We start from the raw sequence: 23,104 nt of genomic DNA, 5'->3' as shown, positions 1-23,104 counted from the left end.
GTACGCAGCCGTGGCTTTGGGTAATATTGGCTCAGAAACAGCGATTCCGGGGTTACTCAAGGCTTTAGAAGACTCTAATAAGGATGTTCGTGGGAACGCAGTCTTCGCTTTGGGTAATATTGGCACAGAAACAGCCATTGCGGGGTTACTCAAGGCTTTAGAAGACTCTGATGATGATGTTCGTAGGTACGCAGCCTTCGTTTTGGCTAATATTGGCTCAGAAACAGCGATTCCGGGGTTACTCAAGGCTTTAGAACACTCTAGTAAAGATGTTCGTTGTAACGCAGCCGTGGCTTTGGGTAATATTGGCTCAGAAACAGCGATTCCGGGGTTACTCAAGGCTTTAGAAGACTCTGATGATGATGTTCGTAGGTACGCAGCCGTGGCTTTGGGTAAGATTGGCACAGAAACAGCTATTCCGGGGTTACTCAAGGCTTTAGAACACTCTTATGAGGATGTTCGTAGGAACGCAGCCGAGGCTTTGGGTAATATTGGCTCAGAAACAGCGATTCCGGGGTTACTCAAGGCTTTAGAAGACTCTGATGAGTATGTTCGTTGTAACGCAGCCGAGGCTTTGGGTAATATTGGCACAGAAACAGCTATGACTGAACTTATCAAATGCCTGAAAAATCCTGCTTTTGTCACATTAAATAATGGCGATACTCTCTCTGAAGCTAGAAAAGCACTAGACACAATTCAAAACAAACTTAAATACTATCACCCCCTCTCCCAACCCATGAATCAACAAGTTTACATCTCCTACAACTGGCAAGAAGACAGCAACGAAATGGCTAATCAACTCGTCCAAGCTTTTGCCGCTAAAGGGATTGAGATTATTCGGGATAAAACCCACACCACCTATAAAGACTCCATCAAAAACTTTATGCAGCAAATTGGACAGGGGAAATGTGTCGTCGCCGTCATCAGCGATAGATACTTAAAATCAGAAAACTGTATGTTTGAATTAGTAGAAATTGCTAGAAATGGTGACTTTTATCAAAGAATATTCCCGATTATTTTACCAGATGCCAGAATTCATAGAGACTTCGATCGCATAGACTACCTGAAATATTGGGAAGACGAAAAAGCAAAACTACAAGCAAAATACAAACAAATTGATTTAGCTAAAACTAATAGTATCTTGGCGACATTAAACTTATATGATGAAATCAGGGGCAATATTGATAATCTAACCAACATTCTTAAAGATATGAATACTCTCAATATCGACTTACACCGCCAATCGGAATTTGCAGCTATGATTGAAACAGTAGAAACTAAACTTGCAGAGGATGGTCAAAAATTATCTAATCAATCTCCAGTCAAGTCAGAATCTAAATATACTATCCATGCCAAAAACGTCCAGATTATTGAAAAAGGTGATGGACAGATTCAGGATTCTAGTTCGTAGTTGTGCTTAAGCGGGTGCATCTCAGATTTGCAGAAATACCGAAAACTTTTCGCTTTAAAAGGCGAGGTTTTAAACCCAATTTTTTTGATAACTTTTAATTGCTGACATGACTAAATATCTAAACATTACTGAAACAGGACAAAAGCTGGTTGAATGGTCTGAGCAAATGACTGACGAACCTATTATTATTACCAAAGAAGGTCAACCCATTATGGTTGCCCTGAATTACGCTCAAATTGAATCTTGGTTAGAAACTCTTGATATTTTACAAGACAAAGAGTTTGCCGAAATCCTATCTGAAGCGATTCAACAGTATCAATCAGGACAAAGAATTGCTTGGGAAGATGCTAAAAAACAACTCGGTTGGTAACTACTAAACCAATAGGTTCTTGCTGAATCGTCAGATATACACCTATTACTTTTTCAGAGATAGCTAGTTTTGGAGAGGATAGTCAAAATATTCCTACTTCTACTACAAAAACCTCGTCCTCATCATCTACTCAATCTCAAGGACTGTAGGATGCTATACTTCTCACAGGGATAAACTGGTAAATTGGAGGAAAAATCCATCAATAATGATACCCACCCCCGAACAGATGCTTACTTGCCTTAGAATGTGTCAAACCCTGTCTAATTTCTATACCGATATTCATCTATTTCGCTATGATGAAAAACGAAAGGAGATTTATATACTAGCAGGTGAAACTCTTAGCTTTATCATATTAACTAACGGAAATGTGGAGTTTGAAGATGAATCATCAACCTGATTTTTACCAAATGTCTCGCCCAGAATTAAGAAAATATGTCCTCTCCCATCGAGAAGATGATGAAGCCTTAAGAATTTATATGGATAGAATGCGAACTGAACCCGGTGTAACTCGATTTACCCTGACTCCTAGTCAAGAAGACATGAAGAAATTAGAAGAATTTCTCAGGGCAAAAATGGATAAATAAAATTAATTTTTATTGCCAACTAATCACCAAATAGAAAACAATATGATTAAAATTAATGAATATACCAAAATCGCCGTTAGCTCCCTCTCTAAAAAACTAGATGATAACCACCCCGAAATTCGCGCTAAAGCGGCTGAATCTTTGGGTAAAATTGGCTCAGAAACAGCCATTCCGGGGTTACTCAAGGCTTTAGAAGACTCTGATGGGTTTGTTCGTAGGTACGCAGCCGAGGCTTTGGGTAATATTGGCTCAGAAACAGCTATTCCGGGGTTACTCAAGGCTTTAGAAGACTCTGATGAGGATGTTCGTATGCACGCAGCCGTGGCTTTGGGTAATATTGGCTCAGAAACAGCTATTCTGGGGTTACTCAAGGCTTTAGAAGACTCTGATGAGTATGTTCGTAGGAAGGCAGCCGAGGCTTTGGGTAAAATTGGCTCAGAAATAGCCATTCCGGGGTTACTCAAGGCTTTAGAAGACTCTGATGGGTTTGTTCGTAGGAACGCAGCCGAGGCTTTGGGTAAGATTGGCTCAGAAACAGCCATTGCGGGGTTACTCAAGGCTTTAGAAGACTCTAATAAAGATGTTCGTAGGAACGCAGCCGAGGCTTTGGGTAATATTGGTTCAGAAACAGCCATTGCGGAGTTACTCAAGGCTTTAGAAGACTCTAATAAAGATGTTCGTAGGAACGCAGCCGAGGCTTTAGGTGAAATTGGACTAGAAGAAGCTATTCCCGCTTTAATCAATGCCTTATCCGATGCAGAAGATAGCGTTCGTTTCAGTGCCACCGATGCAATCGGTAAAATTGGTTCTCGTTATGCCTTAACCTAAAATGGCAATCAGTCCTGACAATTTACAGCTAGTTATTAAAGCCTATTCCAAAATGCTAAAACATTCCGATGCTCAAATGCGAATAAAAGCCGCTCAATGTCTCGGAAAAATGGGTAATGAATCAATAATTCCTCTCCTATGTCAGGCCTTAGAAGCAGAAAATGATCTCGCTGTTCAATTCTCTATTATGGATGCTATGGATGCTATAGTCTTAATACATAACTTAACTTCAGAAACACCTATGTCAGAAAATCCTCAAGGCTCTAAATACAACATTGTTCAACCCCAAAACGTGCAGATTATTGAACAGGGTGATGGCATTATTCATAATTACGCCACACCCCAAAATTTAGCCGAAGCCGCCCAAGAAATTCAACAACTTATCAGCCAACTCACCCAAACTTATCCCACTAATACCGAAGTTGAAAAACAAACTTTTGTCGCACAAGTTGACGCAGAAATCAAGAAAAATTCTCGCCTAAGAAGCATTTTAATCACGGGAGGAATTGAATTAATTAAAATTCTCTGTCCTCCCCTCGGTATTCCCATTGAAATGGGTAAAAAATGGCTAGAAACTGCCAGTTTAAGTGAGTCAACCTAGAGGTTTAATAATCTCCTAATGATACAAATCCCGAAGTCCGCCGCTGATGCGTTTCATTTTTGAATTAGCATAATTATAACCATAAGTCAAGCTTTTTTGATGATAATTAGGGTCTGCTGAAAAAGTTTTTCGGTGGGGGTAGGAGTCAGGAGTCAGGAGTTTCAGATCCTATTTTCGCAGCACTAACATCGGACTTTAACAGGTCAAAAGCTTTATTTTAAAAGGGTTTTACCATTATTCAGCAAGCCCTAATTAACTTTTTTGTTGGTGATATCTTGACCCTGTTCCAGTTTTGGAGACAACCAGTATTTCTATTCTAATAAGGTCTCTTTAATTGTTGTTAAAACTTTGCTATCTTTGACCATCCAAGCATGAAGCAATACCGGAATGGAAATTTCTTTGCCCACCGATAAACGAGAACTATGGGCGGGAAATATCATTAAATCGTAGGGAGTCCAGATAATTGTGGTTTTAATTTTATTTAAAATTTGTTGACAATCTTGATTTAAATCCTCTAGAAATTGACTCCCCGGCTGCATTTGTCTAATCCCATCTAAAGGTAAACTATACGCGGTTAAAGTGCCTCGATTCGGAGCAGAAATATTTAGGTAACGTTGCACTCTTTCCACTCCTCCCAATCTTTGCAGGTAGTAGCGGGTAATTAATCCTCCCATACTAAACCCAATCAGATCTACTTTCTGCTCTTTAGCAAAGTTTTTCTCGATATAATTATCTACCTGACCCGCTAAAACTTCTAACTTTTCGTAACCATGATTGGGAATTAGGTTAAAACTATGCACCTGCCAACCATGATAGTTTAAATACTTGCTCATCGGTTTAAAAACAGCAGTAGTGTCCAGAAAACCATGCACCAAAACAACGGGATTCATAGTTGAGATTTTATCCTTAAATTCTGAATCTATTCTAACGGTTGATCGGGGTAATGAGCGAAAAATTTTTGGGAAGAGCCTATCTACTAGGTACGGCTACCGGCAACTTCTAAGGATTAGGGAAAAAACCAAAAAGTTTAGCGGCACCTCCTAAAATAGCGACTACCAATGCTATCAGAATCCCTCGATTGGTGAATTCCTGATAGGCAACTCTTGCAGTTAATCCATTGATTTTTTCGTCTAAAGTCTTAATATCTCCCTTCAGTTCGGCCTGTCCTATTTCTACTTTAGTTAACCGGTCTTCTATCTTGTCAAATCTCTCATCAATACGTTTTTCCAGAGAGTCGATTTTCTCATCAATACGTTTTTCCAGAGAGTCGATTTTCTCGTCAAGGCGTTTTTCCAGAGAGTCGATTTTACCCTCAATCCTTGTCAGGACAGCTTCTAGGGAATAAGTGACAGTTTCGTTAGACATTTTGAGCCACTCCAAAAGTCAAATCTTCAGGGCTAAATGCTGGAGGCTATATCTTACCGAAAAATCAGGAGTCTATAGGCGGACACGGATTCCCATTATAAGAAAATTATAAGTCAAGACTTGAGTTTTTGTCAAGCTTTTTTTGACAGCAATCAATGGCAAGAATTTCGGGGAAGTATTTAGCCACCGATGCCTAACCGTCCCGCTAAACTAGGGCTTAAAGGAATCAGAGTCGCTAACATTAAAAAGAGTAGTAATAAACCCCAACCAGCGCGTTTGTCATCGGGTTCGGTTAACTCGTTTAAACTAGGTCTTTCCAACTCTCTTTGTAAAAAAGCGACTAAAATTGTCCAATAGAGAGGAATGGGATTGCTAGAATTAACTAAGGAAATAATGCCTAAAATGACCAAAGTGGCGACAGTGGTACGGCGGGCAATTTTGCGACCATAAATAGCTTGAACAATTCTGCCACCATCTAACTGTCCTGCGGGCAGTAAATTAAGGGCGGTAATCACCAATCCTAACCAACCGATAACAGTTAAAGGATGCACGGAGATAACGGCATTTTGTAACTCGTCGCCCAAAACTATCCGCGCTAAAAAACTCACTAAAATTGAACTTTGGAAAAAGGTACTAGGGATTTGAAAAAGGCTGGCAGAATTAGATAAAGTTAGTCCAACAATTAATAAGATTAAAGAAACCAAACCTCCCAAAGCAGGACCAGCGAAAGCTATATCAAATAGAACACTGCGGTTAGGTAATAAAGATTCAAAACGAGTAATTGCCCCAAAAGAACCAATCTGCCAAGTGGGAAGAAAATAGGGTAAACTGAGACGAACATTATGGCGTTTAGCGATAATTAGATGACCGATTTCGTGGGCAATTAATACCGACCATAAACCCAAACTCAGGGGAATTGCTTCTCGATATCTCTGCCAATTACTAAACAAATCAAAACCCAATAAAATTCCCGCCGCTTCTAAGCTGGTGACAAGAGTGGCTACTAACAAAACTAAAGAGAGATTTTTTTGAGCAAGAGTGGCAGGACTAGGATCGTTAGTTTTGGGAAGGATAATTACCACAGGTTTTTCCTCGGTTCCTTCCACCAGAAATAAACGATATTTATCGCCAAAATGAACACTTAATTTCTGGGTTAAGCGAGAGTGAACGATATCTGGTTCTCCCCGTAAATTGCCTTTAAAAATTGCCCCTTCCTGAAAAGAGATAGTCTCGGTGGCAAAAAAAGTATCTATCCCAAAAATACTCTGAATAACTTTTAAATCCTCTTCGGTAATTGGAATCACATCCGGTACAATTACTGTCACCGCTGCCGTGGTTTCGAGAGGAGTAACGGACTGGCTAACTGCCGGGTTAACTTTCGGTTCAATTATCTGATTGGTTTTCAGTAAGCGTAAACGGTTGCCCAAATAAATATAGATAATGGTGGAAGCAACCAGTAAAAAGAGAATTACCGCTAGATTGAGATAAATTCCTGCCGCAAATAGCCCGAAAAAAATTAACCAAGGAGCTATGAGTACCAAGGATTGTAACCAAGCTAAAATTCCCAGTTGGCCGTAGGGTTTAGCCCGATAAAAACTCCAAGTCAAGATAGCACCAGCGACGAGGAAAATAACAGCGATCGCAGCAATTTCCGAAGAAATATTAACCATAGGAAAGTCAAAATCAATAGGTTTTTATCAATCAATTTGATTATAAGCTTGCAGGGCAGCCCGTAATTGACCCCGATGCTTTTGTAACAATTCTTGTCCTGCGGCCGCCGAAAGTCCCGTTTTCTGCATTAACAAAGCCAGTTTAACCCGGCGGCCACTTTTTTCCAGTAAAATAGCCGCTTCCTGGCGACTAACATCGGTAAGGTTGCAGATAATCCGCAGGGCGCGGTCATGGAGTTTATGATTAGTAACTGCCACATCGACCATCTGGTTGCCGTAAACCTTGCCTAACATTACCATTGTCCCTGTGGAGAGGATATTTAAAGCCATTTTCGTCACCGTTCCCGCTTTCAGCCGTGTGGAGCCGGCCAAAAGTTCCGGTCCAGTCAATAACCGGATATCCACATCCACCGCGATATCCACTTGTTCGGCGGGGACACAACTAATAGCAATCGTCGTCGCACCTCGCTGTTTTGCCGCCCGTAAAGCCCCATGAACGTAGGGGGTTGTCCCCCCGGCGGTAATCCCCACTACCACGTCTAATTCGTGAATTTCTCGCTGGGCAATAATCGCCGCCCCATCTTCCGCTTTATCCTCCAAATCTTCGGAACTACGCACCAGCGCCGCCGCTCCACCGGCGATAATTCCCTGTACCAATTCCGGGGGAGTGCAGAAGGTGGGGGGACATTCGGCCGCGTCCAAAACCCCCAGCCGGCCACTGGTTCCCGCCCCAATGTAAAAGAGTCTGCCACCTTTAGCCAGAGCTTGACTGGTCAGGGAGATCGCCAGGGCCAATTCTTGCCGGGCCATGGCGATCGCTTTTAGGGTTTGGGCATCCTCCCGATTGAAGAGATCCACCAATTCGAGCGGGTTTAATTGGTCTAAATTTAGGCTATTTGGGTTAATTTGTTCGGTTAAAAGGTGTCCTCTGCTTTCCCACTGTTCCATAACGGTTTAATTGAGCTTTTCGTAAGATTATTTTCAGTATATAGCCAATCGGTGGGTAAAAAGCTTGACAATTGCCGCCCGAATATTAGATAATAGTAAATCGTGTCAATTCCTGCTCGGATCAGGTGAGGACATTAGCACAAAAGCTGGAATTTTTTTCAGCTACCTGTACGGCAAAACGAGCGCAGAAAATTCATGAGTTACGCAATTATTGAGACCGGTGGCAAACAGATTCGGGTAGAACCCGGTCGCTATTACGATATCGAACTTCTTCCCGTCGATGAACAAAGTACCCATACCATCGACAAAGTGCTATTAATCCATGATGAGGATGATATTAGCATCGGTCAACCCTTTATCGAAGGGGCCACCGTCGAAGGGACTGTCATGCAACATCGTCGGGGCAAAAAAGTTATTGTTTATAAAATGCGCCCGAAAAAGAAAACCCGTAAAAAACGCGGTCATCGTCAAGAAATTACCCGTTTTATGATTGATTCAATCAATTATAACGGTAAAACCCTAGTCGCCACTGCTGCTACCTCCGTCGCTGAAGTTGTAGAAGATAGTAGCGATGAAGAAGAATAACTTTTAGAATCAAAAAAGCATTTGGAGAGAAATTATGGCTCATAAGAAAGGTACGGGTAGTACCCGCAACGGACGCGATTCTCGTTCCCAACGCCTAGGCGTTAAGCGCTACGGTGGTCAAGTGGTAAAAGCGGGAAATATTCTCATCCGTCAACGGGGTACTAAAGTTCACCCGGGTAAAAATGTTGGTCGTGGTGGCGATGATACCTTATTCGCTTTAATTGATGGTGTGGTCAAATTTGAATACAAGGATAAAAGTCGCCGTCAAGTTAGCGTTTATCCTGCTGAAGTTAGCGCTAGTTAATCCCATCAACCCTGATTAATTTTTTCCCTGTAACCTCCTAACTCATCCTAGGGGGTTTTTCAAATAATTTATATCTGTTGACAGACTAGACGGATCTTCTCGACTTTGTGTGATAATTTTTGCTTATGGAATCGTGAAATGCTTATCGGGCAAGACTTTTAGGGCTATTTTGCAGATATTCTATCAGTATAGACCTCGTTTCCACACATAAACCAGAAGAGCCACTAGGGCTCTCCCAAGTTTGGTGGGTAAAATGTATTCTAAGATACATTCCTCCTAGCGAGGGGGTGGAACGAACCACAAAGACACAAAGGACACAAAGATCGCTTCTATGGTAAGTTAAACTTATCACACAGAACCTAGAAGAGTCGCCAATCTCTAGAAGGCATTGATCAGATCCTCAAGCACAGGTTCTCGTAAATGTTCTCTTAAGGCATCCTGAGTTCCTAAATCCACAGAGCATCCCAGAATATCTTCTAAATAATACTGTACTTGCAGAAGTTGAAAAAAACCACCTTGTCGATCGAATTCTACTAACAAATCTACATCGCTATCGGCATCAGCTTCATCCCTTGCCACTGAACCAAATAAAGACAAAGATTTCACCCCTAGTTTTTGTAACTGTTCTCGGTGTGCCTCTAGAATTGCCAGCACCTCGTCCCGTTTCATTTGGTGTGTCCTTGAACCTGCCACCAATATTATAGCTTTGTCGGTGCAACCCTTAAACTGAAGCTGAAATCTTCCAAATCTACAAAACAAACTAATCACTGAAAACTCACATCTGATAACTGCTCACTGCTCACTGATTAAGCTGTAGCTTCTAAAAATACGCCTAAATTGCGGAATTTTTGATAACGAGATTCGCGCCGTTGTTGGGGTGTTAACAAAGATAAAGCCTCTAAATTTTCACTGATAGCGGCTTTTAAATTGGCTGCCGCTTTAATCGGATCAGCATGGGCCCCTCTGGAGGATTCAAGAACGATCTGATCGATAATATTTAACTCTTTTAAATCTTTTGAGGTAATTTTGAGGGCAACTGCTGCTTTATCGGATTTTTTGGCATCTTTCCAGAGAATGGCCGCACAAGCTTCGGGAGTCGCCACGGTATAGACAGAATGCTCTAACATTAATAGGCGATCGCCGACCCCAATGCCCAAAGCACCGCCCGAACCACCTTCGCCAATAACAGTACAAATGATCGGCACATCTAAACGGAACATCTCCCGAAGATTATAGGCGATCGCTTCTCCTTGACCTAATTTTTCCGCTTCCACCCCCGCCCAGGCGCCGGGGGTGTCAATAAAGGTTAAAATTGGCTGATTAAACTGATGGGCGTGTTCCATTAAACGCATGGCTTTACGATAACCCCCGGGGGCAGCCATGCCGAAATTTCTAGCCACATTATCCTTAGTATCCCGGCCTTTTTGATGCCCGATAATCACCACGGGACGACCGTTAAAACGGGCAACACCACCCACAAGAGCGGGATCGTCGTAACCACCGCGATCACCGTGTAACTCGAACCATTCATCGGTGATTGCTTGAATATAGTCTAGGGTACTGGGGCGCCGGGGATGACGGGCTAATTGTAGCCTTTGGGAAGGGGTGAGATTGCTAAAAATTTCACGACGTAATTGATTAGCTCGTTCGTCTAGTTGACTAATTTGTTCCGAGACATCTACGCTATTTTCTTGGGCTAATTCTTTAATCTGTTCGATGCGGGATTCTAATTCGTAGAGGGGTTTCTCAAAATCTAGGAGAAAAATCTTTTTCTCGGTAGTCTCGTTTTTAGTCATAGGTTAGTGGCTATAAATTTACTTTAAGCTAATCTTTTCTAGCTTACCGTTTTTCAGCGATCGATTATCGACAGCTTCGGGATTACCGGGGGATGATTAAGGTTATTGATCAAAATTGGTTAATTGTGGTATGATAATAGATCGTGCCTTTTTCACCCCAAGGAGGATTAGTTATGGCAGGAAGTGAACTAAAAGCGGATCTATGGGTTAACGAATATATTACCCCCTGGGACATTTATAGTCATGGGGTTTCCCGGATTTTAGCCTACAAAAAAACCGCTTTTCAGGAGATGTATATTGTTGAATCGGGGGCCTATGGAAAAGCCTTGGTACTGGATGGCAAATGGCAATCTTGTACGGGGGATGAATTTATTTATCATGAAGCATTAGTGCAACCGGCAATGATTGCCCACCAAGAACCAAAAACTGCTTTAATTCTGGGAGGTGGTGAAGGTGCGACAACCCGGGAATTATTGCGTTGGAAAACAATCGAAAAAGTGATGATGATCGATATCGATGGGGATGTGGTGGCAGCTTGTAAGGAACATCTTCCCGAAATGCACCAAGGCACTTTTGATGATCCTCGTTTTCAGTTAGTTGTGGCCGATGCTTTAGAAGTTTTAGACACCACTAACGATAAATGGGATATTATTATATCCGATCTGGTTGATCCCATCGAAGAGGGTCCTTCTTTCCCCCTATTCACGAAAGAATACTTTGAAAAACTACAAAGAGTTTTGGCAGCAAATGGCATTGTTGTTGTCCAATCTGGCCCGGTTTCTCCTCCTTCGGTGATGTATCATGCGCGTTTGGTGAATACTTTAAAAGCAGTTTTTCCCTACGTTCATTCCTATTGCGCTCCCACTCCTAGTTATGGTTCCCCTTGGGGTTTTACTCTCTGTGCTAATCATCCTTTAAATACTCGTCCCGATCCCGATGTGGTAGATGAATTAATCACCGATACAACTACGGGAGGATTACGTTTAATTGATGGCATGAGTTTACTAGGAATGTTACAAACTCCTCTCTATATTCGTCAAGCAATCGCACAAAATACGGAAGTTTATACCCTGGCAAAACCCCCGAAATTCTTCGGTCAAGGAGTAATCAGTGACCAGTAATCAGTAATCAGTTATCAGTAATCAGTAATCAGTAATCAGTAATCAGTAATCAGTAATCAGTCATCAGTTATCAGTTATCAGTTATCAGTTATCAGTAAATAAGGGTTATAATTAGGGTTTGCTGAAAAAGTTTTTCGGTGGTGGTAGGAGTCAGGAGTCAGGAGTCAGGAGTCAGGAGTCAGGAGTTTCAGGCTTTGTTGCCCTTAATCCTATTTTCTTGCACTAACATCGGATTTTAACAGGTCAAAAGCCTTATTTTAAAAGGGTTTTACCATTATTCAGCAAGCCCTAATTAGAAATCGATCGAGTCTTCATGATTAAGAATTGTTTGCAGAATTTCTAGGGGAACAGTAGCAAAGTATTGCTGGAGAAAGTTTTCTAGTGCCACCGCTTCTAGAAATTGCTCAATCTTATTAATTTTTGCCTCATGATTGACTAATTCAAAGGATAAATTTTCTTGATTTTTATTGACTTTAAAGCCATTTTCTGCTAAGGAAATTAATCCTAATTCTAGGGTATGATAACTGAGGTTTAAGCGGTTTTGTAATTGTTGACGGGAAATACTGGTTTTAGTTCTAGCTAAATATTTCCCGATCCCGACAAGGTTTATCCATGTGCTGTGAGCGGATTTTTTCAAAGGACTACCATAGGCAAGAACTAACTTTTTATCCCGTAAAATTGCCTGTTGATATTCCCGGGAAAGTTTTGTCCAATCCCGGGGACATTCCCAGAGAAAAAGGGGATTTAATTGGCTAACTTCTCGATTAATTTCTCGATGGCGATTGTCGATTAAAAAATCTTTTTTATTGCTATAGGTTAGGGATTCTTGTTGATAGGGATGCAAGGCAATTAAGCGAACTTCATAGCGATTTTTGTAGGTATTAAAATCTAATTCGACTAGGGCATCATAACGGGTATCGGCAGCAATTTCGTCTTTGTGATGACCCCACCACATACCGGGGAATCCCTGCTCGATTGAACTATCCCAGATCTCAAAAGTTGTCCGGGGATAAGCGATTTTTCTGCCCTTGAAATCTTCAAGATTTTTATGCCAAAGATTGTGAAAATAACAATTTTGAATTAATAACTTCGGTGTGGGATTACCCATCCCGCAGGGTTCCAGTAATTTTAATTCTCGAAATAGACTTTTTCCCAATTGGGAAACCGTCACCACTGCATCCACTTCTATCTCAGGAGAAAGGGAAGTTAAATCAATTCCTGTGCGTCGCAATTGTTGATTAATTCCCTCAATAAATAGGGGTAAATTTTCTATAGTTAAACTTAAACCTGCGGCCAAAGGATGACCACCAAAACGATGTAAAAGATGGGATTGAGAGGATACTAATTGATAGAGATCGATCTCGCGAATTGACCTAGCGGAACCCTTAGCAAAAGGTGGTTCACTGGTACTTAATAAAATTGTCGGTCGCTGGTATTCTTGGGCAATTTGTCCCGCAACTAATCCTAAAATTCCCGCCATCCATTGGGGATCATCTAAAATAATTACATTAGTGGTAGAAAGATCAATTCTTTCTAGTTTTTTCTGAACTTGTTTAATAATATCCCGTTGGATTTCTTGGCGACGAATATTGGCCAATTCCGCTTGTTCAGCTAATTCTTGACAACGTTTTTCATCTTCACTGGTAAGTAATTCCACACAAAATCTAGCATCGCCATAAATGCGACTGACGGCATTAATGCGCGGTCCAATACCGAAGGATATATCCATCGGTCTATCTCCGGTTTTGTTACATAAATCGAGTAATTTTTTAACTCCCAAACGCTGAGTATTTTGCAGTTTTTGAAGACCTTTTTGGGCTAAATAACGACATTCTCCCGTCAATTTGACTAAATCGGCAATTAAACCAATCGCAACTAAATCGAGTAAATTTTCTAGGGGTTTTCTGGGAATATCTGCCAGGGTTAAATACATCGCTTCCACTAATTTATAAGCAACGGCAACCCCAGAAAGATGATAGAAAGGATGGGTTTCCACAAAGTAGCGGGGATTAATCAGGGCAATCACCTCGGGGCGCTCGTCGGGTAGGGTATGATGATCGGTGATGATAATATCGATGCCTAGACTGTTTGCATAGTCAATTTCGGCGATATTCGTGCTTCCTGTGTCACAGGTGACGATTAAACGGGTTCCTTGATGCGCTAGTTTCTCGATACCGGGACAATTGAGGCCGTGGGATTCTTTTTGGCGATCGGGTATGTAATAATCTAACTGTTGATAGGGTGGGAAAAACTGCCCCAATCCTTCCCAGAGGACAGTGGTAGCGGTGACACCATCGGCATCGAAATCACCCCAAATAGTCACTTTTTCGCCTTTATTTAGGGCTTTTTCCAGTCTTTTGACTGCGAAGTTCATTTCTTGCCCAAAATCAAAGGGAGTTTTTGACTGATAAGCTTTCTCATCCAGAAACGTCCCCAGAGTCGCCATATCCCGGACACCGCGATGCCATAATATTTGTGCTACGACGCTGCCATCCGACTCTGGGGTATAGTATTGGACTATTTTTAAAAACTCTTGGGGAAGCTCTACCGATGGGGGAATTTGCCAGTTAGACACGGGATATCAAGGAAAAGTAAAAAGTAAAAAAGGTGGCAGTCAATTTAGCCACCACTAACGGGGGGAATCAAAACTATCTCATCGCCATTTTTGAGGATTTTCTCTCCCGAAACAAACTGAAGATTGACTCCAAAACGAGTAACATCGCGCCATCTTTCTAATTGAGGATAGGGGGCTATAATATAGTTTAACACTTCTGTAACGGAAGTGTGGGCAGGAAATTCGAGGTTTAATTGTGAAGTTTGATAGACTTCTTGATAAATAGCAAATAGTTTTACTGTAATCGTAATCTTTTCCATCTTTACATCAATATTTTTCCTAGGATAATAACATTAATTGGGAACCCTGTTCGGTTTTGCGGACTTCGATGCGATGTTGAAAAGCTTCTTTAAATTGGGGCATATGGGTGACAGTCAAAATACAGGCAAAATCGGCGGATATAGCGTTAATTGCCGCAATTAAGCGCTCGCATCCTTCCGCATCCTGAGTTCCGAATCCTTCGTCAACAATGAGCATTTGTAGGGCTGTTCCGGCTCTTTGTGCCAATAATCTCGCTAAAGCTAATCGAATCGAGAAATTAATCCGAAAAGCTTCCCCTCCTGAATAGGTTTCGTAGGGACGAGATCCCCTGGTATCGCCAATAATAATATCTAAAGTATCGATTAACTTTTGTCGCTGTTTCTTCGTACCTTTACCGCTTTTTTGGGTTAAAAACTGCACATGAAATTGATTACCAGTTAAGCGAGCTAAGATATAATTAGTTTGTGCTTCCAACTCCGGTAAAACATTCTCAATCATCAGAGTTTGTAAACCATTTTTACCGAAAGCTATGGCTAACTCTTTATAAACTGTATATTGTTTTTTTACTTTAGCTAAATCGCCCTCTTTTTCTGTCAGTTGTTTACCTAAAGTTTCTAGTTGATGTAATTTCTCCTCAACCCGACCTTTTTGGGAGAGCAATCCATCAATTATCTGTCTTCGCTGTTGAATATTGGTCGATAATGCGGCTATTTCTTGGCGATAGTCAGTCAAAGTACCAATCTTTTGACTAATATTTGCTAACTCCTGATTCAGCTTCTGGCGATCCTGATTTCGCAGCTGTAATCTTTGCTCAATGTCAGCGATTTTAGCGGCTATTTCTGGATAATTTTTTTCTGCTTGTTGCCAGTCTTGATACTGTAATCTTACCCCCTGTAATTGTCGGATCAGATTTTGAATATTCTGATGTTCACTGCGATCATAATTTAAGTTTTGAATAAACTTTTCTAAGCTTTTAATTTCCTGTTTAAGTGGGGAATTTTGACATAGTTCTTGCTTCTCTTGTTCTAGTCTAGCTAATTGATTAATTAAATTAGGTTTTTCGGCCTTGATATTAGCTAAACGACGGTTTGATTGCTTAAGTTCTGATTCTTGAATTTCTGCCCAACGCCATCTTTTTTCTTCTCCTCTGACTAAAGCATGACTTTGTTCATCATAGTTTAAAAAGGCGATTTCTTGATTGACAATTTGTAATTCTTGCTGGAATTCTAGGGCATAATTGCCACTGCTTAAAAGTGCTTCTAACTCGACAAGTATCTCCTCGGTTTTCTCTAGTTCTATTTCCTTTTCTTCAATAGTTTCTAACTTGACTTCCAACTGCACATATTTTTGTTGTAGATTCGATCTTGCTGGCAATTCTTGTTTAATTTGGGCTAATTCCTCCCCTAAACGTTTTAAATCTCGATCGCAGTCTGCCATCCGTTCCTGTAGGGACCAGATTTGCTCTTGAATTTGTTCTTGATGTTGATGGGTTTTCCTGATTACTTGATGACGGTGATGACTGTCTAAATTCTGTTCACACAGAGGACAAACCGAATCGGGAATATTTAATTTTTCCAATTTATCACTTAACTCTAAAAGTTGTTCTTCATATCTTTTCTGTTGCTCCAATAAACTTTTTTTATCCACTTGTTTAAGAGTTTCCTTTTCTTCAACTCGTTCACAATAGGTTTGTTTTTTATCTAGTTCCTTAATTCGTTTGGCTAAATTGAGAGCTTCCTCTCTTAGTAGAGGAATACGATCGATTTCTGTCTCTAATTGTTGCCGATTTTTTTGCAATTGTTCCCAACGAGCATTGATCTTAGCTTTTTCCCGTTCCAACTGCATATTTAGATCAGCTTTTCGGCTATTTAAAGGAGCATATTTTAAAGCTAATCTATCCAATTCCTGAAGACGTTGACGATGATAATTTAACTTCTCTAATCCTGCTTGAATATCCCCCGCTTGCTCGATAATTTTTTGAGTTTCTTGTTCCTGTCTTCGCAATTCTTCTAAACGAGCGCTCGTTTGTTGGATGGGAAGGGTAAATTCGTTAATTTTTTGCTGTAATTTCTGTTCTAATTGTTGTTTATCATACTGGGCCTGTTGCCAAGCTTGCAATTGACTTGACAAACTTGCCTCTTTCTGGTCTAAATTACTTAGGCGCTCGTGTGCAGTAATAATGTCATTTTTGCGATGAAGAATAGTCCTTATTTGATTTAATTGATTGTCTAGACTAACTTTTTCCCGGTCTAATCTCTCGATTTCTGCTAATAAAGCTCGCTCCTGTTCTCTTTGCCACTGTAGCTGTTTTTCCCAATTCTGACGCTGATTTTCTTCCCCCTGTAGTTGCTGTAAACGCCGATTATTTACCTCTTGTTCTTGATTAATTTGGTTAATTTGGCTGCTTAATTCTTGCAGGTGTTCCTGATAAGAATTTTTCTCCTGAAGACGGAGTTTGATAGTTTCTACTTGCTGCTCGATCTGGAGGGACTGTCCATCAAATTGTTTCGATATATCCTTAGCTTTATTAGCTAAAATTTCATAGCGATCGAGTTGCAATAATTCTGCTAAAATCTGTTTACGACCACTGGGAGGCTGTTTCATAAACTCGTCCGCTTGTCCCTGCCGTAAATAAGCAGAATTAATGAAAGTTTTATGGTCTATTTTTAGATAAGTATTAATCTGTGCTTGGGTATCTTTAATACTTTTACCCGATAAAGGACGAAAACTCTGATCATTAATCACCTGAAAATCTAAACTAGAAGCTTTCCCTCCCCGGTGACGACTACGGATAATTTTATAGATTTCTCCCCCATAACTAAACTCGAAATCTACCCGCGCATAATCGCTGCCCGCATGAATCACATCATCAGCAATCGAGGTGCGACTTTCTCCCCAAATTGCCCAAGTAATTGCTTCGAGTAAAGAGGATTTTCCCGCACCATTGGCACCACAAATACAGGCAGTATGTAATCCGCGAAAATCTAGCACTGCCTCGCGATAACTGAGAAAATTTTTCAGGGTTAATTGTAGGGGAATCATAAGCTGGGGAGTGGGGAAGTGGGGGAGTGGGGGAGAATGCAGTATAGGTTAGAAATTCATCAGAGGATAAAAAACTGGGGAAAAGATAGCTTCAGCGCAATACATCTGGGTGAATCTATTCGGTATCAATAACCTCCTCCTGCAATAACCTCTGATCAAAGCTTAACTGAAATCAAGCCGGGGACAAATGCGCTTTTTTTGTTTCCCAGAATTTTCCTCACCATCATTACAACCTAGGCACTGTTCACAGATAACCGCCAGGAGTCGCCCGATTTGCTAATCTAAAGGAAAGATAACCGATTCTTAAAACCAAATCTATGAGCATTCCCGAAATTAGCGTCCATGAACTCGCTCTCCGTTTAGCCGATCATGATCCTAATTTACAACTTATTGATGTGCGCGAACCAGAGGAAGTTGCGATCGCATCTCTAGCCAGTTTTACCATTTTACCCTTGAGTCAATACCGAGAATGGTCGCCCACTATTGCCACCCAATTCAACCCCCAAGCAGAAACCCTCGTTATCTGTCACCATGGCATGAGATCCCTGCAAATGTGCCAATGGCTACAAAGTCAGGGTTTTACTAATGTTAAAAATATTAACGGTGGCATCGATGCTTATTCCCTCCTCGTCGATTCTAATATTCCCCGTTACTAATTTTGATCGCCCCCATCGGGAAAAGAGAGAGGCCAACTATCCCCTTTCTCCCCATTGAATACTGATAACTGATAACTGAATAAGCGTTATACTGTCTAAAAAAATGTTATAAATCTTTTGTTAAGATTATTCCCCTATGTCCGCTAGAACCCATCTCAGCGATCGCTATCAACATATCTTAAAGGCGACAATCCAACATTATATCGCCACGGCCGAACCAGTTGGCTCGAAAACTCTAATCGAGGAGTACAAATTTACTGTTAGTTCCGCCACTATTCGCAATGCTCTCGGTAAACTGGAAAAAGAAGGCCTACTCTATCAACCCCACACTTCCTCCGGACGCATTCCCTCCGATTGGGGTTATCGTCTCTACGTCGATGAGTTAATGACTCCCGATGACCGTATCGGCGAAAAAATCGGCTATTATCTGCATCAAAACGCTAAATCTCCCGCTTGGAGTCTTGAAAGTCTGCTGCAACGGGCCACCCAATTTTTAGCCGGTTTAAGCGGTTATATCGCTATCGTTACCCTCCCCCACACCCTCACCAATACCCTGCGTCATCTGCAATTAATCCCCGTCTCAGCCAAGCAGATTATGTTAATTATTGTTACAGATAGTTTACAAACACGCTCGGTTATGATCGAGATTCCCGAGTCTATGGAAACGGACAAGGAGGATGGATTAGCAGAAGAATTACAAATCCTCTCTAATTTTCTGGGGGAAAAATTAAAAGGTTATTGCTTGGCAGATTTAATTAACCTCGATTGGCAGCAAATCGAGCGAGAATTTGCCCGTTATACCCATTTTCTTCAACAATTAAGCCAAGAAATCAGAGCTAGTCTCCAATCCACTGCCAACCCAGAGATTATCGTCCATGGTGTCGCTGAAGTCATTCGACAGCCAGAATTCGCCCAATGGCAACAAGTACAAATGTTACTGCATCTATTGGAAGCAGAACAGGATCGCCTTTTACCCCTGATTTTACAAAGACCAGAACCAGAAAAATCAGCTAAAAAAGTCAAAATCACCATTGGTTCCGAAAATGCTCTGGAATCCATGCGCCCTTGTACTCTTATCTCCGCTTTTTATAAACAGGGAGATACTCCCGTCGGTAGTGTTGGCATTATCGGACCGACGCGAATGTTATACGAAAATACTATTCCCCTAGTGGAATCCACCGCTAACTATCTCAGCGAGGCTATAAGTAAGTAGATATCGCCCGCAAAGGTTCGGGAATAGGACAATCGACAGTAAACTCTAAAATTGTCTCACCATCGCCCAAATAGCCAGAATTGGCAAAACAGAGCAACATCCGCACCAGCGCCACCCACACCTCCCCATCGAACTCCCAATCCTGTCCCCGACGCGCCCCACAGGCGATCGATTTTAGCGCCCAAAAATAACTATTTCTCACCACTGAACCGCCTTTTTTATAAACCGGCACATCCTCATGGTGAATATAAAGAATATCATCTTTAGCGATCGCTCTCATTGGTGGCTAGGAAAGTTGCGGGAATTTTCAGTTGACTGTCCTAGATAGGGTCTGCTGAAAAAGTTTTTCGGTGTTACCCATTTTCAGGTGGTCAATTACCTAATTTTCAGGGAAAAAGTCCCTGAATTTTCCCCCCAATCACTCCAAGGGTCGGCACTTTTTGATTGACAAAAAGTCTAAAAGTCTTACCCAACAAGGTTTTTAGATTTATTCAGCAGACCCTAGATAATAACATCTTTAGCGATCGCTTGGGTCGCGCCAGAAAACCCACTATAACATTTTTCTTTCTTTCTCACAAATATGAAGTATAATGTCATCGATAGCTAAACCGCACAAAAAATGAAATCCTATCCGGTAGAGTTCCGTCAGAAAATCCTCGACTGTTATTATAACGAACCCATCTCTCAAAGACAATTAGCGAAAAGATTCTGCGTCACCCTAAGTTTCGTACAAAAGCTTTTGAAGCAATATCGAGAAACGGGAGATGTTCGACCGAAGACTTATCGATGTGGACGTCATTTAAAACTCACACCAGAACAAATGATCGTCCTCGGTAAGTTAATTGAGGAAAATAATGACGCAACTCTGGCTGAACTATCGAAACTATTCCTAGAAAGAACTGGTATAGTGTTAAGTGTGGCGACAGTGGCCAGAATAGCCGAACGCTTGAGAATAACCCGCAAAAAAAACTCTACACCCACCCGCAAAAGAGACAGAAAGAGTACAAAAACTTAGACAAGAATACAAAGTAAGTGGGTGGGTGGAATTAAATATAAGATGAACGTAGGTTGGGTTGAAGCATGAAACCCAACGCCCGCTCATGTTACGCTACCGCTTTTACCCAGCAAAGCCAAGAGAGTCGGCGTGGGGGGTATCTGACAGTTTTTTTCGATGTTTTTCACTGGTGCGGGCGTTCCATCACTTCCCGCAAGATGTGGTTAATTTGGGTTTCATATCCTTTTCCTTGAGCTTTTAACCATTCTAAGATATCTTGATCTAGTTGAATGGTTAATTGCTGCTTTGATGGCGAAAAAGATACTGTTTTTTGAGTAAAAAATTCATCACCTAACGGCGGAATATCAGAATAATCGATATTCTCATCCGTCATCGCATCAATTCTCTTCAAGTCGCTTTTGATAGATTTTTTGCTCACGATTGTTTGCCTTTCTCATTGAGATTATACGAATTTTATTAGAGCGAGGAGTATGGACGATTAAGACAACTCGACCTTTTAATTGGCCAAGGGTAATATATCTTATCTCACCATAAACAAAACGATTATCCTCGAAAGTAACACATTTACCCTCAAAAACCAGCGGTACATCCTCAAAACTCAGTCCGTGCTTCTCTAAGTTAGCATCGCTCTTGTCTTGATCCCATTCGTATTTCATTGTTTGAGGTAAATTAAGTAGTTCTAATTAAATAGAAGATAGATTTTGGACTCTGATCCCCCCGCCTATCGGCGGGGGGATCTACCCTTGATTGTCTTTAATCGGGATGACAGGATTCGAACCTGCGGCCCCTTCGTCCCGAACGAAGTGCGCTACCAAGCTGCGCTACATCCCGAAAATTTTCAGCTAAATTATCATAGCATATTCGGCCTTGAGTGGGTCGAGACTTGCTAGGATATTACAGATATAGGCAAAAATTATCGGAGTAGTTCAGGCGTGACGGTCAAACCAGAGTGGTTACGGGTAAAAGCACCGCAATGGCAGCGAGTCGGCAGTGTTAAGGAGGTTTTACGCGATTTAGGCTTAAATACCGTTTGTGAGGAGGCTTCCTGCCCCAATATCGGCGAATGTTTCCACGCAGGGACGGCTACCTTTTTAATTATGGGTCCTGCTTGCACTCGCGCCTGTCCTTACTGTGATATAGATTTTGAGAAAAAACCGCAACCTTTAGACTCCACGGAACCCCTGCGACTAGCGGCAGCCGTGCAACGTCTTGATCTTAATCATGTAGTGATCACTTCTGTCAATCGCGATGATTTGGCTGATGGTGGCGCTAGTCAATTTGTCGGTTGTATCGAGGAAATTCGCCGCATTTCTCCAAAAACCACTATCGAAGTGTTGATTCCCGACCTTTGTGGCAATTGGCAGGCTTTAGCTTTAATTCTTGCCGCTAAACCTGAAGTTTTAAACCACAATACCGAAACCGTTCCCCGTCTCTATCGTCGCGTGCGTCCCCAGGGTGATTACCAGCGTTCTCTAGAATTATTGCAGCGCGCCCGCGCCATTGTTCCCGCTACCTACACAAAATCGGGCATTATGGTGGGATTGGGGGAAACCGACGAGGAAGTGCGCCAAGTGATGCGCGATTTACGGGCCGTCGATTGTGATATTCTCACCATCGGGCAGTATCTGCAACCATCGCCAAAACATCTCGGTGTGCAGGAATTTGTCACCCCTGAACAGTTCAACCTTTGGCGCGAATACGGGGAGTCTCTGGGATTTTTACAAATTGTTGCGAGTCCCTTGACAAGAAGCTCTTATCATGCTGAACAAGTCAGAGCCTTAATGAATTTGTATCCGCGAGAGTCTTGAGATGGGGCAGTAATTGCTCAAAAGCTCGTCCTCGGTGGCTAATTTTTCTTTTTAATTCGGGAAACATTTCCGCAAATGTTAAAGCGTATTCCGGGACATAAAAAATCGGATCGTAACCAAAACCACCTTCACCCCTAGGACTGGTGAGAATTTCTCCCGTGCAGATTCCTGTGGCGCTCAAGGCAATCTCACCATCGGGACGGGCGATCGCAATTACACAGACAAAACGGGCCGAACGATCCTGATTATCTCCTAATTCTCTGACTAAGCGCTCGATTCTTTCTCGATCATTTTGACCGTAGCGGGCCGAGTAAATCCCCGGTGCATTTCCTAACCCAGTTACTTCCAATCCCGAATCATCAGCGATCGACCATTCTCCCAATGTTAGGGCAATTTGAGCAGCTTTTAAATAGGCATTTTCAGCAAAAGTCGCCCCTGTTTCCTCTATTTCTAAATAATCGGGTTTTAACTGCAATTCTAGGTCGATATCAGTTAAGTATTCGCCTATCTCTGCTAATTTACCCGGGTTACTCGTGGCTAGAATTAATTTTTTCATCGAAAATAATCGGTTGGAAACCCCGGCCTAAAAGGACGGCTTGACGTTGAGAATATTTCACTATACACTAAAGCTACAGTGAAAACTTTTAACTCCCTGACTGCTTTGGATCGGACGGACATTTCCCCCTGATTATTGCGAGGATTAAAGTTAAGGATGGGTTCCTTAAAATTCCCATTGACTGAAAGACTCAAAGACAAACATATCAAGGAAGTACGAATACATCCAAAATACTCGGCTCGCTGGTTTGACAGCAATTGTCTTTGTCACTAACCCCGCCCTAAAAGCGACGGGGCTTGCCTAGACCAATTTAGGCGACGCAAGTAGAGACTACCGCATCGAGACACAATCTGGCA

Annotated in this window: 26 protein-coding genes and 1 tRNA gene; 13 read left to right on the top strand and 14 right to left on the bottom strand. The window is 41.7% G+C overall.

Features of this window, described 5'->3' with window-relative positions; translation table 11 throughout:
* From BGL89_RS18110 to BGL89_RS18090, 6 genes are all read left to right on the top strand, one after another.
* Positions 1-1,411, top strand: a 1,411-nt coding sequence (locus BGL89_RS18110) for a HEAT repeat domain-containing protein (protein WP_286826929.1), incomplete at its 5' end; no start/stop codon positions are given.
* Positions 1,412-1,517: 106 nt separating this feature from the next.
* Positions 1,518-1,781 carry a type II toxin-antitoxin system Phd/YefM family antitoxin gene (locus BGL89_RS18105; protein WP_286826928.1) on the top strand — a complete coding sequence of 88 codons (264 nt, stop codon included), beginning with the start codon at positions 1,518-1,520 and terminating at the stop codon, positions 1,779-1,781.
* Between the two features lie 205 nt (positions 1,782-1,986).
* Positions 1,987-2,178: a DUF6888 family protein gene (locus BGL89_RS21545; RefSeq protein WP_502692642.1), complete on the top strand. Its 192-nt coding sequence runs from the start codon at positions 1,987-1,989 to the stop codon at positions 2,176-2,178.
* Positions 2,162-2,365 carry a DUF6887 family protein gene (locus tag BGL89_RS18100; RefSeq protein WP_286826927.1) on the top strand — a complete coding sequence of 68 codons (204 nt, stop codon included), beginning with the start codon at positions 2,162-2,164 and terminating at the stop codon, positions 2,363-2,365. Before BGL89_RS21545 ends, BGL89_RS18100 begins: the two co-directional genes overlap by 17 nt.
* Before the next feature lie 42 nt (positions 2,366-2,407).
* Positions 2,408-3,193, top strand: coding sequence for a HEAT repeat domain-containing protein (locus BGL89_RS18095; protein ID WP_286826926.1), 786 nt, complete (start codon positions 2,408-2,410; stop codon positions 3,191-3,193).
* A gap of 1 nt (position 3,194) precedes the next feature.
* Positions 3,195-3,794 carry a HEAT repeat domain-containing protein gene (locus BGL89_RS18090; RefSeq protein WP_286826925.1) on the top strand — a complete coding sequence of 200 codons (600 nt, stop codon included), beginning with the start codon at positions 3,195-3,197 and terminating at the stop codon, positions 3,792-3,794.
* Positions 3,795-4,105: 311 nt separating this feature from the next.
* On the opposite strand, the gene BGL89_RS18085 is transcribed toward BGL89_RS18090, so the two are convergent.
* The 4 genes from BGL89_RS18085 to murQ all read right to left on the bottom strand — a co-directional run bounded on the left by BGL89_RS18085 (position 4,106) and on the right by murQ (position 7,777).
* Positions 4,106-4,684 (bottom strand): esterase/lipase family protein, encoded by a 579-nt coding sequence (locus BGL89_RS18085; RefSeq protein WP_286826924.1) that lies wholly within the window; start codon positions 4,682-4,684, stop codon positions 4,106-4,108.
* A 109-nt stretch (positions 4,685-4,793) separates the two neighbouring features.
* Complete coding sequence (locus BGL89_RS18080; protein WP_286826923.1) at positions 4,794-5,159, bottom strand: DUF4164 domain-containing protein; 366 nt, start codon at positions 5,157-5,159, stop codon at positions 4,794-4,796.
* Positions 5,160-5,338: 179 nt separating this feature from the next.
* Entirely contained in the window at positions 5,339-6,829 is a 1,491-nt protein-coding gene (locus BGL89_RS18075) for a site-2 protease family protein (protein WP_286826922.1), read from the bottom strand.
* A 27-nt stretch (positions 6,830-6,856) separates the two neighbouring features.
* On the bottom strand, positions 6,857-7,777 hold the full coding sequence (gene murQ / locus BGL89_RS18070; RefSeq protein WP_286826921.1) for an N-acetylmuramic acid 6-phosphate etherase: 921 nt from the start codon (positions 7,775-7,777) through the stop codon (positions 6,857-6,859).
* 195 nt (positions 7,778-7,972) lie between these two features.
* Between murQ and rplU the strand changes: the two genes are divergently transcribed.
* Together rplU and rpmA are read left to right on the top strand one after the other, a co-directional pair.
* Positions 7,973-8,362: a 50S ribosomal protein L21 gene (rplU, locus tag BGL89_RS18065; RefSeq protein WP_149989476.1), complete on the top strand. Its 390-nt coding sequence runs from the start codon at positions 7,973-7,975 to the stop codon at positions 8,360-8,362.
* 34 nt (positions 8,363-8,396) lie between these two features.
* Positions 8,397-8,666, top strand: coding sequence for a 50S ribosomal protein L27 (gene rpmA, locus BGL89_RS18060; RefSeq protein WP_002744094.1), 270 nt, complete (start codon positions 8,397-8,399; stop codon positions 8,664-8,666).
* Positions 8,667-9,044: 378 nt separating this feature from the next.
* Here the strand turns inward: rpmA and BGL89_RS18055 are convergent, their stop codons facing one another.
* A complete protein-coding gene (locus BGL89_RS18055; protein ID WP_002736589.1) occupies positions 9,045-9,335 on the bottom strand; it encodes a nucleotidyltransferase family protein in 291 nt (96 codons plus the stop codon).
* Positions 9,336-9,472: 137 nt separating this feature from the next.
* Positions 9,473-10,462, bottom strand: a complete 990-nt coding sequence (gene accA / locus BGL89_RS18050; RefSeq protein WP_286826919.1) for an acetyl-CoA carboxylase carboxyl transferase subunit alpha — start codon at positions 10,460-10,462, stop codon at positions 9,473-9,475.
* Positions 10,463-10,635: 173 nt separating this feature from the next.
* Here accA and BGL89_RS18045 point away from each other — a divergent pair, with 173 nt between their 5' ends.
* Entirely contained in the window at positions 10,636-11,583 is a 948-nt protein-coding gene (locus tag BGL89_RS18045) for a spermine/spermidine synthase domain-containing protein (protein WP_286826918.1), read from the top strand.
* 292 nt (positions 11,584-11,875) lie between these two features.
* Here BGL89_RS18045 and recJ read toward each other — a convergent pair whose 3' ends face one another.
* Genes recJ through sbcC form a run of 3 tightly spaced genes read right to left on the bottom strand, consistent with a single transcriptional unit; the run spans position 11,876 to position 17,500 of the window.
* A complete protein-coding gene (recJ, locus tag BGL89_RS18040) occupies positions 11,876-14,158 on the bottom strand; it encodes a single-stranded-DNA-specific exonuclease RecJ (RefSeq protein WP_286826916.1) in 2,283 nt (760 codons plus the stop codon).
* Positions 14,159-14,202: 44 nt separating this feature from the next.
* Entirely contained in the window at positions 14,203-14,457 is a 255-nt protein-coding gene (locus BGL89_RS18035) for a MoaD/ThiS family protein (RefSeq protein WP_004163207.1), read from the bottom strand.
* 19 nt (positions 14,458-14,476) lie between these two features.
* Positions 14,477-17,500 (bottom strand): exonuclease subunit SbcC, encoded by a 3,024-nt coding sequence (sbcC, locus tag BGL89_RS18030; protein WP_286826914.1) that lies wholly within the window; start codon positions 17,498-17,500, stop codon positions 14,477-14,479.
* 317 nt (positions 17,501-17,817) lie between these two features.
* Here sbcC and BGL89_RS18025 point away from each other — a divergent pair, with 317 nt between their 5' ends.
* Positions 17,818-18,156: a rhodanese-like domain-containing protein gene (locus BGL89_RS18025; protein WP_286826913.1), complete on the top strand. Its 339-nt coding sequence runs from the start codon at positions 17,818-17,820 to the stop codon at positions 18,154-18,156.
* Between the two features lie 136 nt (positions 18,157-18,292).
* The gene (hrcA, locus tag BGL89_RS18020; protein WP_286826912.1) at positions 18,293-19,369 is read left to right on the top strand and encodes a heat-inducible transcriptional repressor HrcA; all 1,077 of its coding nucleotides are present in this window, start codon (positions 18,293-18,295) and stop codon (positions 19,367-19,369) included.
* Here the strand turns inward: hrcA and BGL89_RS18015 are convergent.
* Positions 19,356-19,649 (bottom strand): hypothetical protein, encoded by a 294-nt coding sequence (locus tag BGL89_RS18015; protein ID WP_286826911.1) that lies wholly within the window; start codon positions 19,647-19,649, stop codon positions 19,356-19,358. The two genes, hrcA and BGL89_RS18015, sit on opposite strands and share 14 nt — an antisense overlap.
* A gap of 339 nt (positions 19,650-19,988) precedes the next feature.
* Between BGL89_RS18015 and BGL89_RS18010 the strand changes: the two genes are divergently transcribed.
* The gene (locus tag BGL89_RS18010; RefSeq protein WP_286826910.1) at positions 19,989-20,384 is read left to right on the top strand and encodes a helix-turn-helix domain-containing protein; all 396 of its coding nucleotides are present in this window, start codon (positions 19,989-19,991) and stop codon (positions 20,382-20,384) included.
* 163 nt (positions 20,385-20,547) lie between these two features.
* Here the strand turns inward: BGL89_RS18010 and BGL89_RS18005 are convergent, their stop codons facing one another.
* The 3 genes from BGL89_RS18005 to BGL89_RS17995 form a co-directional block, all read right to left on the bottom strand.
* The gene (locus BGL89_RS18005) at positions 20,548-20,757 is read right to left on the bottom strand and encodes a BrnA antitoxin family protein (protein ID WP_286826909.1); all 210 of its coding nucleotides are present in this window, start codon (positions 20,755-20,757) and stop codon (positions 20,548-20,550) included.
* A gap of 4 nt (positions 20,758-20,761) precedes the next feature.
* Complete coding sequence (locus BGL89_RS18000) at positions 20,762-21,040, bottom strand: BrnT family toxin (RefSeq protein ID WP_286826908.1); 279 nt, start codon at positions 21,038-21,040, stop codon at positions 20,762-20,764.
* Between the two features lie 101 nt (positions 21,041-21,141).
* A tRNA-Pro gene (locus BGL89_RS17995) sits at positions 21,142-21,215 on the bottom strand.
* 71 nt (positions 21,216-21,286) lie between these two features.
* Here BGL89_RS17995 and lipA point away from each other — a divergent pair.
* Positions 21,287-22,192 (top strand): lipoyl synthase, encoded by a 906-nt coding sequence (lipA, locus tag BGL89_RS17990; RefSeq protein ID WP_502692643.1) that lies wholly within the window; start codon positions 21,287-21,289, stop codon positions 22,190-22,192.
* Here the strand turns inward: lipA and rdgB are convergent.
* Positions 22,155-22,748 (bottom strand): RdgB/HAM1 family non-canonical purine NTP pyrophosphatase, encoded by a 594-nt coding sequence (gene rdgB / locus BGL89_RS17985; RefSeq protein ID WP_286826906.1) that lies wholly within the window; start codon positions 22,746-22,748, stop codon positions 22,155-22,157. The genes lipA and rdgB overlap by 38 nt on opposite strands.
* Positions 22,749-23,104 lie beyond the last annotated feature (356 nt).

This window comes from Microcystis sp. LSC13-02 (genome assembly GCA_002282935.1).
Lineage (GTDB): Bacteria > Cyanobacteriota > Cyanobacteriia > Cyanobacteriales > Microcystaceae > Microcystis.
Note: the sequence above shows the minus strand (reverse complement) of the source record. Positions and strands in the feature narration are given on the sequence as shown.